This is a genomic window from Nocardiopsis rhodophaea, assembly GCF_039530945.1.
GTDB lineage: Bacteria > Actinomycetota > Actinomycetes > Streptosporangiales > Streptosporangiaceae > Nocardiopsis_C > Nocardiopsis_C rhodophaea.
Genome location: NZ_BAAAPC010000001.1, coordinates 101,146 through 117,053, shown reverse-complemented (window position 1 = coordinate 117,053; position 15,908 = coordinate 101,146). Strand labels below are relative to the sequence as shown.

Annotated in this window: 12 protein-coding genes; 8 read left to right on the top strand and 4 right to left on the bottom strand. The window is 70.3% G+C overall.

All coding sequences use genetic code 11. The features are described from left to right. Window positions 1-128 precede the first annotated feature (128 nt). The 4 genes from putP to ABD259_RS00530 all read left to right on the top strand — a co-directional run bounded on the left by putP (window position 129) and on the right by ABD259_RS00530 (window position 5,507). Window positions 129-1,640 (top strand): sodium/proline symporter PutP, encoded by a 1,512-nt coding sequence (gene putP / locus ABD259_RS00545; protein ID WP_344159727.1) that lies wholly within the window; start codon window positions 129-131, stop codon window positions 1,638-1,640. 140 nt (window positions 1,641-1,780) lie between these two features. Continuing rightward, the gene (locus ABD259_RS00540; protein WP_344106763.1) at window positions 1,781-2,353 is read left to right on the top strand and encodes a putative glycolipid-binding domain-containing protein; all 573 of its coding nucleotides are present in this window, start codon (window positions 1,781-1,783) and stop codon (window positions 2,351-2,353) included. Between the two features lie 124 nt (window positions 2,354-2,477). After that, window positions 2,478-3,317: an ammonia-dependent NAD(+) synthetase gene (gene nadE, locus ABD259_RS00535; RefSeq protein WP_344106762.1), complete on the top strand. Its 840-nt coding sequence runs from the start codon at window positions 2,478-2,480 to the stop codon at window positions 3,315-3,317. Between the two features lie 264 nt (window positions 3,318-3,581). After that, the gene (locus ABD259_RS00530; RefSeq protein WP_344106837.1) at window positions 3,582-5,507 is read left to right on the top strand and encodes an ABC transporter ATP-binding protein; all 1,926 of its coding nucleotides are present in this window, start codon (window positions 3,582-3,584) and stop codon (window positions 5,505-5,507) included. A 79-nt stretch (window positions 5,508-5,586) separates the two neighbouring features. On the opposite strand, the gene ABD259_RS00525 is transcribed toward ABD259_RS00530, so the two are convergent. The 3 genes from ABD259_RS00525 to ABD259_RS00515 form a co-directional block, all read right to left on the bottom strand. Continuing rightward, window positions 5,587-7,233 (bottom strand): alpha/beta hydrolase, encoded by a 1,647-nt coding sequence (locus ABD259_RS00525; RefSeq protein WP_344106761.1) that lies wholly within the window; start codon window positions 7,231-7,233, stop codon window positions 5,587-5,589. Between the two features lie 186 nt (window positions 7,234-7,419). Next, on the bottom strand, window positions 7,420-8,637 hold the full coding sequence (locus ABD259_RS00520) for a cytochrome P450 (RefSeq protein ID WP_344106760.1): 1,218 nt from the start codon (window positions 8,635-8,637) through the stop codon (window positions 7,420-7,422). Between the two features lie 136 nt (window positions 8,638-8,773). Then, the gene (locus ABD259_RS00515) at window positions 8,774-9,745 is read right to left on the bottom strand and encodes a nucleoside hydrolase (protein WP_344159318.1); all 972 of its coding nucleotides are present in this window, start codon (window positions 9,743-9,745) and stop codon (window positions 8,774-8,776) included. Between the two features lie 573 nt (window positions 9,746-10,318). Here ABD259_RS00515 and idi point away from each other — a divergent pair. The 3 genes from idi to ABD259_RS00500 all read left to right on the top strand — a co-directional run bounded on the left by idi (window position 10,319) and on the right by ABD259_RS00500 (window position 12,333). Beyond that, the gene (gene idi / locus ABD259_RS00510) at window positions 10,319-10,927 is read left to right on the top strand and encodes an isopentenyl-diphosphate Delta-isomerase (RefSeq protein ID WP_344159724.1); all 609 of its coding nucleotides are present in this window, start codon (window positions 10,319-10,321) and stop codon (window positions 10,925-10,927) included. Between the two features lie 136 nt (window positions 10,928-11,063). Beyond that, complete coding sequence (locus tag ABD259_RS00505) at window positions 11,064-11,915, top strand: LysR family transcriptional regulator (RefSeq protein WP_344159315.1); 852 nt, start codon at window positions 11,064-11,066, stop codon at window positions 11,913-11,915. 106 nt (window positions 11,916-12,021) lie between these two features. Beyond that, window positions 12,022-12,333 (top strand): YciI family protein, encoded by a 312-nt coding sequence (locus tag ABD259_RS00500; RefSeq protein ID WP_344106754.1) that lies wholly within the window; start codon window positions 12,022-12,024, stop codon window positions 12,331-12,333. Here ABD259_RS00500 and ABD259_RS00495 read toward each other — a convergent pair. Next, window positions 12,330-13,187, bottom strand: a complete 858-nt coding sequence (locus ABD259_RS00495; protein ID WP_344106753.1) for a siderophore-interacting protein — start codon at window positions 13,185-13,187, stop codon at window positions 12,330-12,332. The genes ABD259_RS00500 and ABD259_RS00495 overlap by 4 nt on opposite strands. A gap of 483 nt (window positions 13,188-13,670) precedes the next feature. Here ABD259_RS00495 and ggt point away from each other — a divergent pair, with 483 nt between their 5' ends. Next, a complete protein-coding gene (gene ggt / locus ABD259_RS00490; protein WP_344159313.1) occupies window positions 13,671-15,488 on the top strand; it encodes a gamma-glutamyltransferase in 1,818 nt (605 codons plus the stop codon). Window positions 15,489-15,908: the final 420 nt, after the last annotated feature.

Here is a 15,908-nt window from a genome sequence, read left to right as displayed (position 1 = left end):
GCCAGGTCTCGAAGTAGTGACCAACTCCATATCGGTCATTGCCACACCTTTCACTCGCGCGCCAGGATTCGGTCAATTGCCGTGATCCCGACGATCAGAGAAAAGAGGGGAGCCGAGTGAGCAGTTCGATGGTGGCCTCGACCGCCACCTTCGCCATGTACTTCGTGGCGATGGTCGCGATCGGTCTCTGGGTTTACAAGCGGACGACGTCCCTGTCCGACTTCGTCCTCGGCGGCCGCCAGCTGAACAGCTGGGTAGCGGGCCTGAGCGCGAACGCCAGTGACTTCAGCGCGTGGCTGCTGCTGGGGCTCCCCGGTGCGATCTACCTCTCCGGCCTCGGGGAGGCATGGATCGCCGTAGGCCTCGCCATCGGCTTCGCGGCCAGCTGGTACCTCATCGCCGGCCGGCTGCGCGTCTACACCGAGCGCGTCACCGACGCGCGCAACGGCGGGGATTCCGACTCGCTGACCCTCTCCTCCTACCTGGAGAACCGGTTCGGTGACCACAGCGGTGTCCTGCGCGGTGCCTCGGCCATCCTGATCCTGCTCTTCTACCTCTTCTACGTCGCCTCCGGCCTCGTCGCCATGGGCAACCTGTTCGAGCAGGTCTTCGACATGCCGTCGAGCGTCGCCATCATCGTCGGCGTCTCGATCGTCGTCCTCTACACCTTCCTCGGCGGGTTCCTCGCGGTCAGCTACACCGACGTCATCCAGGCCGTGATGATGTGGCTCGCGCTGCTCATCGTGCCGATCGTGGCCATCGTCATCGTCACGACCGACCCGTCCGCCGGCCACGAGGTCGCGTTCTCCGACATCCTCGGCGGTGTCTCAGCCGAGGGCGACTGGAAGATCGGCGACGCCCTGGCCCCCATCGCCGTCGTCTCCGGCCTCGCCTGGGGTATCGGCTACCTCGGCCAGCCGCACATCCTCGCCCGCTTCATGGGCATCCGCTCGGCCAAGGCCGTCCCGCAGGCCGCCGTCATCAGCGTCGGCTGGGCGGTCACCGCCATGGCCCTGGCGCTGCTCGTCGGCTTCACCGGCGTCGTCTTCTTCGACTCCCCGCTGGAGGACGCCGAGCAGGTCTTCCCCACGCTCATCAGCACCCTGATGAACCCGTGGGTGGCCGGACTGCTGCTCGCCGCCATCCTGGCCGCGGTCATGAGCACGGCCGACTCCCAGCTCCTGGTCGCCTCCTCCGCGATCACCGAGGACGGCTACCGGGCGTTCGTCAACCGCGAGGCCTCCCCCATGAAGCTGGTGTGGATCAGCCGCGCCGCGGTCGTGGGCGTGGCCGTGGCCGCCGCGGCCATCGCTCTTTCGGGCAACCAGACGATCATGGAGCTGGTCGGCTACGCCTGGGCCGGGTTCGGCGCCGGATTCGGCCCTGTGATTCTGCTCTCCCTGTACTGGCGCAAGATGAACCGCGCGGGGGCGCTCGCCGGGATGGTCGCCGGTGGCGCGATGGCGGTCATCTGGACCGAGCTCGACGCCCGGGTCCTGGAGACCGGCCTGTACGCGATGGTCCCGGCCGTGATCGCCAGCCTCCTCGCGATCGCCCTCATCAACCCGCTGGGACGGGCCAGCCAGCAGATGGAGGAGGACTTCGACCGCGTGGACGGTGAAGCCAAGGCCACCGTCTGAGCCCATGGCCCAGCTCAGCCAACCGTGAACGACAGGGCCCACCGGCACCCGCTGCCGGTGGGCCCTGTCATCGCTGTTGTGACGTACCGGTGATGGGGGCACGCTGTTGTGTAATCGGGTCGTACAGGTAGAACGGTGTCATGTCCGCCAGTAACGATCACCCCGCTGTGTGGTCTCGGCTCGATGTCGTCGAAGGACTGGGCCTAGGCACACTCATCGCGGAAACGGACGGCTTCCGGTTGGAGGCGACGGAGGTTGTCGTCGACCGGGGCGCCCGCTATTCCTGCCGTTTCACCGTGTGGGCCGATCTGGCGTGGGCGACCCGGGGCGCCCGGGTCGAGATCCTCTCTCCGGACGGCGTGCGCACCCTCGAACTCGCGTCAAAGGGCGCCCACTGGACGCGCGACGGCAAACCAGCCCCCGACCTCGACGGGTGCGTCGACGTAGATGTCGCGTCCACCCCACTGACCAACACGCTGCCCATCCGCCGCCTGGGGCTGAGTCCGGGGGAATCGCGCGAGATCCCCGTCGCGTGGATCGACATCCCCGACCTGCGCGTGCACCGGACGACCCAGCGCTACACCCGGCACCAGTCGTCCGAAGGCCGCGGGCGCTACGTCTACGGCGACCCCGGCAACATCAGCTACGAGCTGACCGTCGACCGGCACGGCCTCATCGTCGACTACGAGGGTTTCGCGGCCCGAGTGAGCTGATCAGTCCCCTCCCCCTCCTCCGTTGATCTCGGCGAGCTTCTCAGGGTCGACCCCGCGTTCCTTGTGCGGGAAGGGCGTTCGGAATAATCCGACGACGCTCGCCTACGGAATGGGACGACCCCTCATGACCAACACGCACGTGTCCGACCTGCACGACGCCCGCCGCGCCATCATCCAGGAGCTGGAGGTGGCGGAGACGTTCGACGCCCACGGGGAGATCGATCGCCGGGTCGGCTTCCTCGCCGACCGCCTCACCGCAACCGGGTGCACCGCCCTCGTCCTGGGCATCAGCGGCGGAGTGGACTCCCTCACCACAGGTCGGCTCTGCCGACTGGCCGTGGACCGGGTGCGCGCGGGCGGAGGCAGCGCCGAGTACATTGCGATGCGCCTTCCCTACGGTGTCCAAGCCGACGGGCAGGACGCCGCCCGCGCCGTCGAGTTCGGTGCCCCCGACCGGTGTCTCACCGTCGACGTCAAGCCCGCCACCGACGCGCTCGCCGCCTCGATCACCAAGGCCGGGCTCGACTTCCCCGACGACGGCGCGCGCGACTTCGTCATCGGCAACGCCAAGGCGCGCGAACGCATGGTCGCGCAGTACGCCGTGGCGGGCGCGACGGGCGGTCTCGTGGTCGGCACCGACCACGCCGCCGAGGCGGTGACCGGCTTCTTCACCAAGTTCGGCGACGGCGCGGCGGATGTCGTGCCGCTGACCGGCCTGACCAAGCGCCGCGTGCGGGCCATCGCCGCTGAGCTGGGGGCGCCGCGGGACCTGGTGAACAAGACGCCCACCGCCGACCTGGAATCACTGTCCCCGCAGAAGCCCGACGAGGACGCGCTCGGCCTGACCTACGACGAAATCGACGACTTCCTCGAAGGCCGCCCGGTCCCCGACCGCGTCAGCCGCGCCCTGATCGACCGCTACCGCGCCACCGCCCACAAGCGCGCCCTGCCGACCACGCCCTGAGGCATCGTCCGGCGACGACCGGGCGTGCCTCGCGCCCCGGTCCGCCCCGCCACCGCCGAACTGTCACACCCGCCCGTCACCCTGGGCGGGTGTTCGGCGTTTCCCCCGTTTCTCGCCCCGGCACCGCGCATGCGGAATCATCCCGCCCCGCCACGGCTTGACCTCAACAATGCTTGAGGATTTAGCGTCGGGACCCGTACCGGGCGGAGCGCACCAGCGGCCCGACCTGAACTCCCCAACATTCGGTGGTGTGGCATGAGCTCCATGGAAGTCACCGCGTGGCATCAGCTCTACACGTCGATGCACGCCCAACAGGACCGGCGCCCCTTCTCCAGGGCCACGTTCCGGCGCATCCTCTCCTTCGCCCGACCGAACCGGCGTCGGCTGGGGCTGTTCATCGCGCTCAGCGTCGTGTCGGCGACGTTAGCCGTCGCGACCCCCGTCCTCGCGGGCCAGGTGGTCGACGCGATCGTCGGCGGCTCGGCGGTCGACCTCATCGTCCGGCTCGCACTCCTCATCGCGCTCATCGCCGTCGCCGAGGCCGGGGTCGGCCTGGTCACCCGGTACCTGTCGGCGAGCATCGGCGAGGGCGTCATCGTCGACCTGCGCACCGCCGTCTACGACCACGTCCAACGCATGCCGATCGCCTTCTTCACCCGCACGCGCACCGGAGCGCTGGTCAGCAGGCTCAACAACGACGTCATCGGCGCGCAGCGGGCGTTCAGCGACATCCTGTCCAACGTCGTCGGCAACATCGTGACGCTCACGCTCGCCCTGGCCGTGATGCTTTCGCTCTCCTGGCAGATCACCCTGATCGCGCTGGTCCTCCTGCCGGTGTTCGTTCTGCCCGCGCGGCGCATGGGAGGCAAGCTGGCCCGGCTGGAGCGCGAAGGCGCCGACCACGACGCCGCCATGGGCACGCAGATGACCGAGCGGTTCTCCGCGGCCGGGGCGACCCTGGTCAAGCTGTTCGGCCGTCCCGCCGACGAATCCGCCGAGTTCGCGCGCCGGGCGTTGCGGGTGCGCGACATCGGGGTCCGAACGGCGATGACGCAGGAGGTGTTCATCACCGCGCTGACCCTCGTCTCCGCCCTCGCGCTCGCCCTCGTCTACGGGCTGGGCGGGTTCTTCGCCGTGGGCGGGATGCTCGACGCCGGCTCCGTCGTCGCGCTCGCGATGCTGCTCACCCGCCTGTACGCGCCGCTGACGGCGCTGGCCGGTGCCCGCGTGGAGGTCATGAGCGCGCTGGTCAGTTTTGACCGGGTGTTCGAGGTCCTGGACCTGCCACCGCTGATCGAGGAGAAGCCCGACGCTCGCGGCGTCCCCCAGGGGCCGGTGTCGGTGGAATTCGACGGCGTGAGCTTCGCCTACCCGTCGGGCGACAAGGTCTCCCTGGCGTCGCTGGAAGAGGTCGCCAACCTCGACACGCGCGGCGGCGAACGTGTCCTGCACGACGTGTCCTTCCGCGCCGAGCCCGGGCAGATGGTGGCGCTGGTCGGCTCGTCCGGGGCCGGGAAATCGACGATCGCGCAGCTGCTACCGCGCCTCTACGACGTGGACGAAGGCGCTGTGCGGCTGTCCGGAGTCGACGTCCGGGACCTGACCGCCGACTCGATCCGCGCCGCTATCGGGATGGTCACCCAGGACGGGCACCTGTTCCACGAGTCAGTGCGGGAGAACCTGCGGTTGGCCCGGCCGGAGGCTGCGGATGACGAACTGTGGTCCGCGCTGCGCCGCGCACGCCTCGACGACCTCATCGCGTCGCTCCCCGACGGGCTGGACACCATCGTCGGCGAGCGCGGCTACCGGCTCTCCGGGGGCGAACGCCAGCGGCTGACGATCGCGCGGCTCCTGCTGGCCCGCCCGCAGGTGGTGATCCTCGACGAGGCCACCGCGCACCTGGACTCCACATCCGAGGCGGCGGTGCAGGAGGCGCTGGGCGAGGCGCTCGCCGGGCGCACCGCTGTGGTCATCGCGCACCGCCTGTCCACCATCCAGGCCGCCGACCTCATCCTGGTGATCGAGGCCGGGCGGGTCGTGGAGCGCGGAACGCACGCCGAACTCCTCGCTGCTGGCGGCCGCTACGCGGAGCTGTACCGCACCCAGTTCGACTCCTCGCCCACCTCGGAGCCCGAGGCGCGGGGCCTGGGCCGGGGACTGGAAGTGCTGGAGCCGGGGGCCGCCCGCTGACGCCCGTCGGCCACGGTGCCGACCGCGGCCGACGGCCCCCCCTTTTCCTCCGGTGGACTCGGAAAAGCTTCCGGTCGGCTCAGCCGACCGGAAGCTTTCCGCCGCGGTCGTCGAGCACGTGCTGCACCTGGTCGGTCAGGGGCTGGTCGTCGTCGGCGCCCTTACCGTCCAGGTCGGGGCGTGGGACGCCCGGGCAGGTGGTGGCGCTGCCCGGCAGGATGCCGTCAATCAGGTAGTCGTCGATCTGCTCGGTGACGCAGGTGTAGTCCGGGCCGCCGTAGTAGGCGTGGTTGCCGTCGTCCTCGACGATGATGAGGCTGTCGCGCAGCCGCCGGGCCATGGCGGGGCCGCCCTCGTAGGCGGTCTGCGGGTCGTACTCTCCCTGGACGACCACACCGGTCGGGTAGCCTTCGCGCTTCAGCTCCACCGGTTTCTCCGGCGGGGTGGAGGAGCGGAAGGTGCACGGGGCAGGCGCGATCACCCTGACCCCCCAGCCGTAGGGGTGGTTGTCCCGGAACTCGCGCATGTCGCGGTAGTAGGTGTTCAGGTCGGTGGGCCAGTCCACCTCGCACAGCACCGCGTTGTAGGTCCCGTTGTCCAGCCGTTCCCGCGAGCGGGCCGCGACCTGGCTGGCGGCTTCGGCCGCGTCTTCGGCGTCTGCTTTGGCCTCGGTGTTGGGCTCCTCGTCGTCGATGGGGATGCCGTCGCGCAGCTTGGCCAGCATCTCGGCGAAGAGGTCCCACTCGCCCTGCCACCGGGCGAGGTCGCCGACGAAAGCGTCGAACTCGGTCCGGTCGAGGTCGCCGACAGGCTCCTTGTTCAGCTTCTCGGCCAGGTCCTCGATGAGGGCGCGCACCGCCGCGGCGTCCCCACCTAGCCCGAGCTTGTCGTTGTTCTCCGCCGCCCACTCTGCGAACCGCTCGACGTTCTCGGTATCGACCCGTACGGCTGCCAGGAACTGCTCGCGCCAGATGTAGTCGGGGTGGATGGAAGAGTCGAGGACGCTGCGGTCGAGCCGTTGGGGGAAGAGGCTGCCGTAGACCGCGCCGAGGTAGGTGCCGTACGAGAAACCCAGGTAGTTGGTCGTGTCCTCGCCGAGCACGCCGCGGATGACGTCCATATCGCGAGCGGTGTTGGCGGTGGTGATGTGCGGGCGCAGGGAACCGGCCGTCCTGTCGCAGCCCTCCTCGGCCGCCCGTGCCGCCTCGGTGAAGTTGTGCAGCTGGGCGTCGGTGGGCCGGGACGGCAGGTCATAATCCCCGAAGTCCGGTACCGAGCAGTTGAGGTTGGTCGATTCCCCGACCCCGCGCGGGTCGAATCCGATGAGGTCGTAGACCTCCCCGATCTTCTGGTCACCGAGGAAGTGGGGCAGCTGCAAGCCCGGCCCTCCGGGGCCGCCCGGGTTGAGCAGCAGGATGCCGCGCCGGTTGTCCCGGTCGTCGGCCCGGCGTCGCGAGATCGCGATCCGGATTTTCTCGCTGTTGGGTTTGGTGTAGTCCATCGGGACGGTGATCTTCGCGCACTCCAGATCGCCGAAGACGTCATCCTCGCCACAGGGTTTCCAGGAGGGTTTCTGCTGGTAGTAGGCGACGAGCTCGGGGGTGGCCGCTGCGGCCGGGTCCGCTGCGGCCGGTGGGGCCCAGGTGAACACGCCGCCCATCGCGACCAAGCCGACCAGGCTCCCGGCGGTAGCCAGGCGCCTGCCGGTTCTGCTGTTGGTGACCACTGCATGCCTTCCGGTGGGGATCGCCGCTATCCCGCGGAGTGCGCGAGGCAGGCGATATCGGACATGACGGTGGATGAGCGTAGAGAGACGGGTGGTCCGAGCGGAACCGCAGAAAGTCGTAGTTCTTATGGCCCCGCGTATGCCGGGGGCTCGGCGCTCGGCGTGGCAGCGGCGTCCTCGCTGTCCTCACCAGACCACAGGCAGCGCCTCCGGAGAGCGGTGGATCAGCGTCGGCCGCATCGTGATGTCCCGGTCCGGGGCCAACCGCAGCCCTGGCAGCCGCCGGGCCAGCGTCTCCAGGGTGATGCGGACCTGCGCCCGGGCGAGGCGCGCACCCGGGCAGCTGTGTACCCCGTGCCCGAACGCCAGATGCCGGACGCTCGTCCGGGTGATGTCGAAGGTGTCCGGGCGGTCGCACAGCGCCTCGTCGCGGTTGGCGGAACCGAACGCGACGAAGACGTCGGTTCCGGCCGGAAGCCGGGTCCCGGCGAGGACGACGTCGCGGGTCGTGACCCGGCGGAAGCCCTGGACCGGGGCGTCGAATCGGGCGGCCTCCTCGACCGCCGCGGGGATGAGTTCGGGGCGCTCGCACAGCAGCTCCCACTGGTCGCGGTGGCGCAGGAGGTGGAGCAGTGCGGTTCCGATCAGGGCCGTGGTCGTCAGGTGCCCGGCGAGAAGCACGTTCACCAGGGTCGACACGAGCTCGCCGCGCTGCTCGGCCGTGGGCTCGCCCGGTCCGGGACACAGGGCCTGGATCATGTCGGTGCACAGGTCGGAGCGCGGATCCTCGCGGCGGCGGCGCGCGTAGTCGTCCATGAGGTGCTGCAGGGCGACGGAGTCGCGGGCGGCGGCCACCTGGTCGTCGGGGTCGAGTGGGCGGAACAGCAGCTGCTCGGCGCGGCGGCTCGCGTGGACGGCGGCGGGGACGTCACCAGGGGCGAGGCCGAGCAGGCGCCCGATCACTTCACCCGGGAGCTGTTCGGCATAGGAGCCCATCAGCTCGACTTCGCCGTGCGGCGCGAAGCCGTCGATCAGGGCGGCGACGCGCTCGGTGATGTACGGGATCATCGTGATGACGCGCGCCGGGGAGAGCCCGCGCGTGTGCGGTTCGCGGTAGCGGCGGTGCTGCTCACCATCGGTCGTGACCACGACGGACCCGCCGCTGATGCCTTTCCCCATCTCCGTGAGCGCGGCCGGACACGGGGTGATGTCGGGGCGCAGGGCGTTCGCTGAGGAGAAGTCCGACGGCCGGTTCAGCACCTCCTGCACGTCGGTGTGGCGGGCGACCAGCCACGCGTCCAGCTCCGAAACATAGGTGAGCCCGGCGGAGCGACGGGCGTGGGCGTAGTGGGGGTAGGGGTCGCGCTGCAGCGCGTCGAGTGCGTCCAGTGCGTCGACATCCACGGTCTGCCTCCGGGGCGGCCATGTGGTGCGGGCACGCTGCCCAACGCCGATGATGGACGACGGTGGGGCCGCGGACAAGGGTCCTCCAGCCGCGGCCACCCCCCGTGATGGATGTCCCCGCCGCTCAGCGTCCGGATCAGCCCCCGGCGGCCAGGAAGGGCCGCTGGGGCCGCGTCGGTGTGGACAGCAGGCCTGCGATGTAGGCGTAGAAGCCCGCGGCGTCGACATCCTCCACGACGGTGGCGTTGTCCGGGAGCCCGTGGACGCCCCACGACATCGCCGCGTAGCCGCGGGTGAGCTCGCCGCTGGTTTCCACGTCCACGTTGTAGCGGGCGCTGCGCCGCACCAGCTCGGGGTGGAGCAGCAGGGCGGCGGTGAGTGAGTCGGGGTGGGTCGTGCCGTCGATGCCGACGCTCCGGTCGAACTCCAGGGTGGCCCCGCACACGCGGGTGAAGAAGTCGGCGAGCGGCGTGCCCAGGGCGGTGATCTCGTCGAGGGCGGGCTGGGCGAAGACCGCCTGGTTGAGGGTGACGGGCGCCCAGGGCACCACGGTGATGTCGAACCCGGCCGCGAACACCGCCTTGGCCGCCTCGGGGTCGACGTAGAAGTTGAACTCCGCGGCGGCGGTGATGTTCCCGCGCCCGTTGTTGGAGCCGCCCATGACGTACAGCGCCTTGACGTTGCTCGCGAAGCCGGGGTCGCGGATCGCCGCCATGGCGATGTTGGTGAGCGGGCCGATGGCGACGATCGACAGCTCTCCCGGGTGTTCCGCGGCCATGCGCACGAGCGTGTCGACGGCGTGCTCCCCCTCGGTCGCGCACCCCTCGAAGTCCATGTCGAGCCCGCCCGCCCCGTCGCCGTGCACGTCCTGGGCGCTGACCCAAGGACGGACCAGCGGGCGGCGGCAGCCCAGGTGGAGGGGGACCTCGCCGAGCCGCCCGGCGGCGTTGAGGGTCATGAAGGCGTTGCGGACCTGCGACTCGAAGCCGACGTTGCCCGCCACCATCGTGATGGCGCGCAGGTCGGCCGCGGGGTCCAGGAGTCCGGCGAGCAGGGCGATGCAGTCGTCCTGGGCGGTGTCGGTGTCGATGATGAGGGGAACGGGCATCGGGGCCTCCTGCGGAATGTTCCGGTCGCCTCCGAGCCCACGCAGGCGCGCGTGTCCCGCCCGGAGTACCACTGGGATACGGAGTACCACTGGGATACTAGGTGTCGTGTGACCAGCCCACCGCAGGGCGTGTGTCGGCGCGTCGCGCGCCGCCGGGCCCGTTCGCGGTCCGGCCCCCCTCCGCCGTGCGATCGCGAGTGATCCAGCGTCCCGATTGCCCCATCGTGGGGCAACCCGCCGAACGGTGGCGTCGATGCCCCCGAATGCGCGATGTAGGAGAAAAGTCGCACGGTGCACATTTCTCGACATACTGTGGAGTCCTGGATTGTGATTTTCGGGGGTGGTGTCACGCAAATGCGTCTGACCAGCGCGGTAACGCGAACCATCCGGGCGCGAATACTTTTCCGGGGTGCGGGGTATCTCCCCGCAAAGGCGGGGATTGAAATGGCGAGCCGCCGTTGCAGGAGCGAGGTATTTCTTGGCGTATACCCTGGTGGGTGGGTGCGGGCCGAGGAGTGAAATCCGATGTCTCCCCGCGCGGCCGGCGTTGGGCGATAGTCTGCGAGGATGGCGATGACACACCCCGGCAACGGAGTCGACGAATCCGGGCGCGGGGCGAAGCTCCCGGAGAATGGCTCGACCGAGCTGGTCGTCCTCCTGGACGACGGCCTCGAACGCTCCGGCGTCGCGGACAAGTGGGCGGTCCATACCACCGACACCCCGCTGCACTTGGCGTTTTCTTGCTATATCCGTGATAATTCCGGCCGCTTCCTGATGACTCGTCGCGCGCTGTGCAAGAAGACGTGGCCCGGGGTGTGGACGAACAGCTGCTGCGGCCATCCCGCTCCCGAAGAAACGATGGAAGGGGCGGTGCGCCGCAGGGTCGGGGAGGAACTCGGACTCAAGATCGAAGGGGTAGAAACCGCGCTCCCGGACTTCCGCTACCGCGCGGTCTCTCCCGAAGGAATCGTGGAGAACGAATTCTGTCCGGTGTTCTGGGCCGTCGCCGTGGACGACCCCGATCCCGACCCCTCGGAGGTCGCGGAATTCGCCTGGGTCGACTGGGAGGACCTGGTTCGCCTCGCCACACGCACACCGCGCCTGATCAGCCCGTGGGCGGCGCTGCAGATCCCGCTCCTCGACGAGCAGCGGGCGGCGGACAGCGGGAGAGCGGGCAGCTAGCGCCGGGGATGTCGGCGGGACCCTGGCTCCCAGCCTCGGAAGGGCCCAGCCACCTCCGTAATTCGTGCTCCCGCGAGGCAGGGGGGCCAACACCTGCTGCGCCGGTGGGGCGATGCGGCACCGCTACGATCACCCCATGGAACTGCGCCAGGTCAGGTACTTCTGCGCGGTCGCCGAGGAAGGCCACCTGGGCCGGGCGGCGGAGCGGTTGGGGGTGCGCTCGCCGTCGCTGAGCCAGCAGATCCGCGTCCTGGAGGGTCGGCTCGGTGCCCAGCTGTTCGAACGGACCCCCGCGGGCATGGTGCTGAGTCGGGCCGGGCGGGCTCTGCTGCCGGAGGCGCGCGCCACCCTCGCCGCGGCCGACCGTGCGGCCCGCGTGGTCGAGGACGCCGGGAAGCGGCTGGAGGTGGGGATCCCACCGGGACTTCCGCCCGGCGTGCCACCGCGGGTTCAGGACGCGGCGCGGGCCGCCGGTACACGGGTGTCCTTCGTCGACGCCGGAACCGCCCACCAGCTCAGCCTGCTCGCCCGGCGGGAACTGGACGCGGGTGTGGTGAACCTGCCGGCTGACACCACCGGGATGGCGGTGTCGGTCGTGCAGGATGTGCCGCTGGGCGTGGTGATGTCCGCTGCCGCTTCGCTCGCCGACCGTGCCACCGTCTCCTGGGACGACCTCGCCGGGCACGAACTGCTGTGGTTCCGCCGCGATCGCGCGCCCGGCTACCACGACGCCGTCCTGAACGCCTGCCACGCCGGCGGTTGGCGGCCCCGGTTGCGGGTGTCGGCCGCGCGCCGCGCGGTGACCCGCGCGGAGTTGGCCGGCGGCCCGGTTGTGGCCCTCCAGCCGGAATCGGTCCACAGCGGTGACGCGTCGCTGGCCTGGCGGCCGTTGGCCAACGGGGCGCCGCGCATGCGTGTGGCGCTGGCGTGGCGGGGTGACGAGCGGCACCCTGTGTTCTCGGCAATCGCCCGTGACCTGGCCTCTTAGTCGCCGCCTTGGCCGCGTGAGGGACGGCCTCGTGGACGCGGGGCGGGCGCGGGGCGTTGACTGCGCGGGTGGTTCCCGCACAACCGCTCACCCGAGGAGGCCGACGTTGTTCCTTCTGCTGCTGACCTACCAGGGCGACCTCGCCGAGATCGACCGGCTGCTGCCCGCGCACAACGAGTACCTGCGCCGCAACTATGAGGATGGGACGTTCCTGATGTCCGGCCCCCGTGTGCCCCGGTGTGGAGGGGTGATCCTGGCTGAGGGCGAGGACCGCGCCCGGATCGACCGGATCATCTCCCAGGACCCCTTCGTGCGCGAAGGAGCGGCGAGCTATGAGGTCGTCCAGTGGAACGCGACCCGGTCCGCGGTCCCGCCCCGGGAGCGCGCGGTCGCAGGGGCCTCCATTCAGCCGTTTTAGGCGGCGGAGCCGATACGGGCGGCCTCTTCCTCCTCGACCTGGCGGTTCCACTCGGCCTTGGACGACTGCCACGCGTCCTCGGTGCGGCCCAGACGCCAGTAGCCCGAGATCGACAGGTTCTCCCGCGGGATTCCGCATTCGACCCGGAGGAACGCGCGCAGCGCCTTGACGGTGTTGGCCTCGCCGTGCACGAAGGCCTGGACGTCGCCGGGCGGGAATTCCAGTGTCCGCACGGCTTCGACGAGCGCGGCGCCCACGGGTCGCGACCCGCGGTACAGCCAGTGCACCTGGACGTCGGGGTGGGCGGAGACGGGCTGCTCCTCCCCCGGATTGGCGACCTCGATGAAGGCGTGCGCGGTGCGGCCTTCCGGGAGCCGCTCGATCGAGGCGGCGATGGCCGGGAGGGCGCTCTCGTCGCCCGCGAGCAGGTGCCAGTCGGCCTCGGTGCCGGGGGCGTAGCCGCCGCCAGGGCCGAGGAAGCGCAGCAGGTTGCCGGGGCGGGCGCTGGCGGCCCACGGGCCGGCGACGCCGGAGTCGCCGTGGACGACGAAGTCGATGGTGAGCAGGCGTTCCCGAGGGTCCCAGGCCCGCACCGTATAGGTGCGCAGGATGGGCCACTCCTCGCGGGGGCGTTCGGCGCGGATCGCCTCGATGTCGAAGGGCTCGGGGTAGCGGTCCACGCCGGGAGGGGTGAAGAGCAACTTGACGTAGCTGTCGGTGGCTTCGCCCATGCTGAACTTCGCGAGGCCCTCGCCGCCGAGTACCACGCGGACCATGTGCGGTGTCAGGCGCTCCACGGTCTCGACCCGGCCGCAGTGGACGGCTCTCTTCGCACGCTGCCGTGGTTCGGCCATCGTGTCCCCCTTTGTCCGCAAATGTAGTGAGGTTAGGCGATCCTAACCTCGTTCAGGCTAGGGTGACTCGGTGCTCGCGGCAAATGTCCCTGCATAGGGCATCCCGCCAGGGGGCGACCTCACGGCGGCTTTTCCAGGGCGAACGTCGCTTTCGCCCTCAGGGGCGTCCTCGTTAACTGGTGCGCGGCTCACCCTGGCCGACCGGCTCGGCGGCTACCGGGAGCTTTTCGCCCTTCTCCATTGCCATCGGTGCCGCGGGTGCCATGGCGGCCCTGTTCACCCGACCGAGGTGGGTCGGACGCACTCGCTGGCGGCCAACCGCGGAAAAGCGCAGCACCAGCTAGCCACAGGGGCCGAACCCGGGCTCCGTCACCGACACAGGGGTCCGCTACCGGCGGGGGCGGGGCCCGGGGGTTATCGTCGGCGCACAGCGGGCAACTGTGTTTCGGGTCCATTCGCTGCGTGATGTGGAGGAACCAGAAGGTGATCAATACATCCGGGGTCCGCACAGTCTGCGCGGCGGGAGCTGCCGTGGTGCTCATGGGCAGCTCAGCGCCCGCGGAAGCAGCAGCGAGCCATGGCGGCCTCGGCCCGTCGGCCCGCACCGCCGTCGCGGTCGGCTACGGGGGTGCGGTGAGCTCCGTGGACCCCGACGCCACCGAAGCCGGGATGGAGATCCTGCGCTCCGGCGGCAACGCCGTGGACGCGGCGGTCGCCACGGCCGCCGCGCTCGGTGTCACCGATCCGTACTCCGGCGGGTTCGGGGGCGGCGGCTACTTCGTCTACTACAGCGCGACCGACGGCCGGATCCGTACCATCGAGGGACGCGAGACCGCCCCGGCGGCCATGCGCGAGGACGCCTTCCTGGACAAGGACGGCGAGCCCATCCCCTTCGCCGAGGCCGTGACGTCCGGCCTGGGCGTGGGGGTGCCGGGAACCCCGGGCACCTGGGAGTACGCGGTCGACAGCTGGGGGCGCAAGCCGCTGGCGCGGGTCATGCGCCCGGCGATCCGCCTCGCCGACGAGGGCTTCGTCGTCGACGCGACCTTCGCCGAGCAGACCGCCGCCAACCAGGAGCGGTTCGCCGACTTCCCCGCGACCGCGCGGCTCTTCATGCCCGACGGGCGGCCCCCGGAGCCCGGGACCGTGCTGCGCAACCCCGACCTCGCCGACACCTACCGCGCCTTCGTTCGGGAGGGGGCGGCCGTTCTCGACGGCGACATCGGCGCGGAGATCGCCGCGACCGCCGCCGACCCTCCGGTAAACCCCGACTCCGCGCGCGACGTCCGCCCAGGACTGCTCACCGCCGAGGACGTGGCGGACTACGAGGTCATCGAGCGCGCGCCCTCGCACGTGGAGTACCGGGGGCTCGACGTCTACAGCATGGCGCCGTCCTCCTCCGGCGGCTCCACCGTGGGCGAGGCCCTCAACATCATGGAGGCCGCGCGCGACCAGGCGGCCTACAGCACCGGCGACACCGCCGACACCTGGCACCTGATGCTGGAGGCGAGCAAACTCGCCTACGCCGACCGCAACAACTATGTCGGCGACCCCGACCACGTCGACGTCCCCCTCCGGACGCTGCTCTCCCAGGACTACGCCGACGAGCGCGCCTGCTTCGTCGACACGCGGACCGCGCAGCAGGCGCCGGTCGCCCCGGGCAACGCCCGCGACGGCAACGGCTGCACGGCGGCGGGGCTGCCGTCCGATAACGGGACGGAAGGCCCGTCGACCACCCACCTCGTCACCGCCGACCACCAGGGCAACGTGGTCTCCTACACCTTCACCATCGAGCAGACCGGCGGCAGCGGCATCACCGTCCCCAACCGAGGCTTCCTGCTCAACAACGAGCTCACCGACTTCGAGTTCGAGGTCGCCGACAACGGCGCGGGCGCGGCCAACCTCCCGGGCCCCGGCAAGCGCCCGAGGTCGAGCATCGCGCCCACCATCGTGCTGCGGGACGGCGACCCCTACCTGGCCCTGGGCAGCCCGGGCGGCTCCACGATCATCACCACGGTGCTCCAACTCCTCGTCGACCGGATCGACCGGGGCCTCACCCTGCCCGAGGCGATAGCCGAGCCGCGGCTGTCACAGCGCAACACCCCCGCGACCCTGGCGGAGCCAGGCTTCTTCGGCACCAAGGAGGACAAGGAGCTGACCGCCCGCGGGCACACCTTCACCGAAACCCGGGAAATCGGCGCCGCCACCGCTCTGGAGTTCCTCGGTGACCGCCGCATCCAGGCCGCCGCCGAACCCGAGCGCCGAGGCGGCGGACACGCCGCTGTCCTGCGACCGCAGTGAATCAGGCTGGCCCGGCGTTGCCCAGTGCGCGTTCGAGCGGCTTTGGGAAAGTAACGCATAGAGGGTTATGATCCCTGGTGTTATTCGTGCCCCGCTGCCATACTGATTCGCGCCGGGGCGGCCGTGGATTTCTATTATCACCCTGAAGTCGCATCGGCATGATTAGTTGTAGTAAAGAGCTGAACCAGCGGATGGGCATCATTTACCAGTGAGGTTTTTTCTGCAAGATCGATTCGGGCATCAGGGAATTCTGGGGCACGATCGATCGCGTTCGGGGAGACTCGCGGACAGATGACAGAGCCCGAAAACAGTTGTCCGGACGCTGCGGGGCATGCGGTGGGGACCGGCGGTGTGGTGCGCCAGCAGGGACGTGCCGTGGCCGGACGCGGTTATGCTCGCACGCCGGGTGAGGGGTTGACG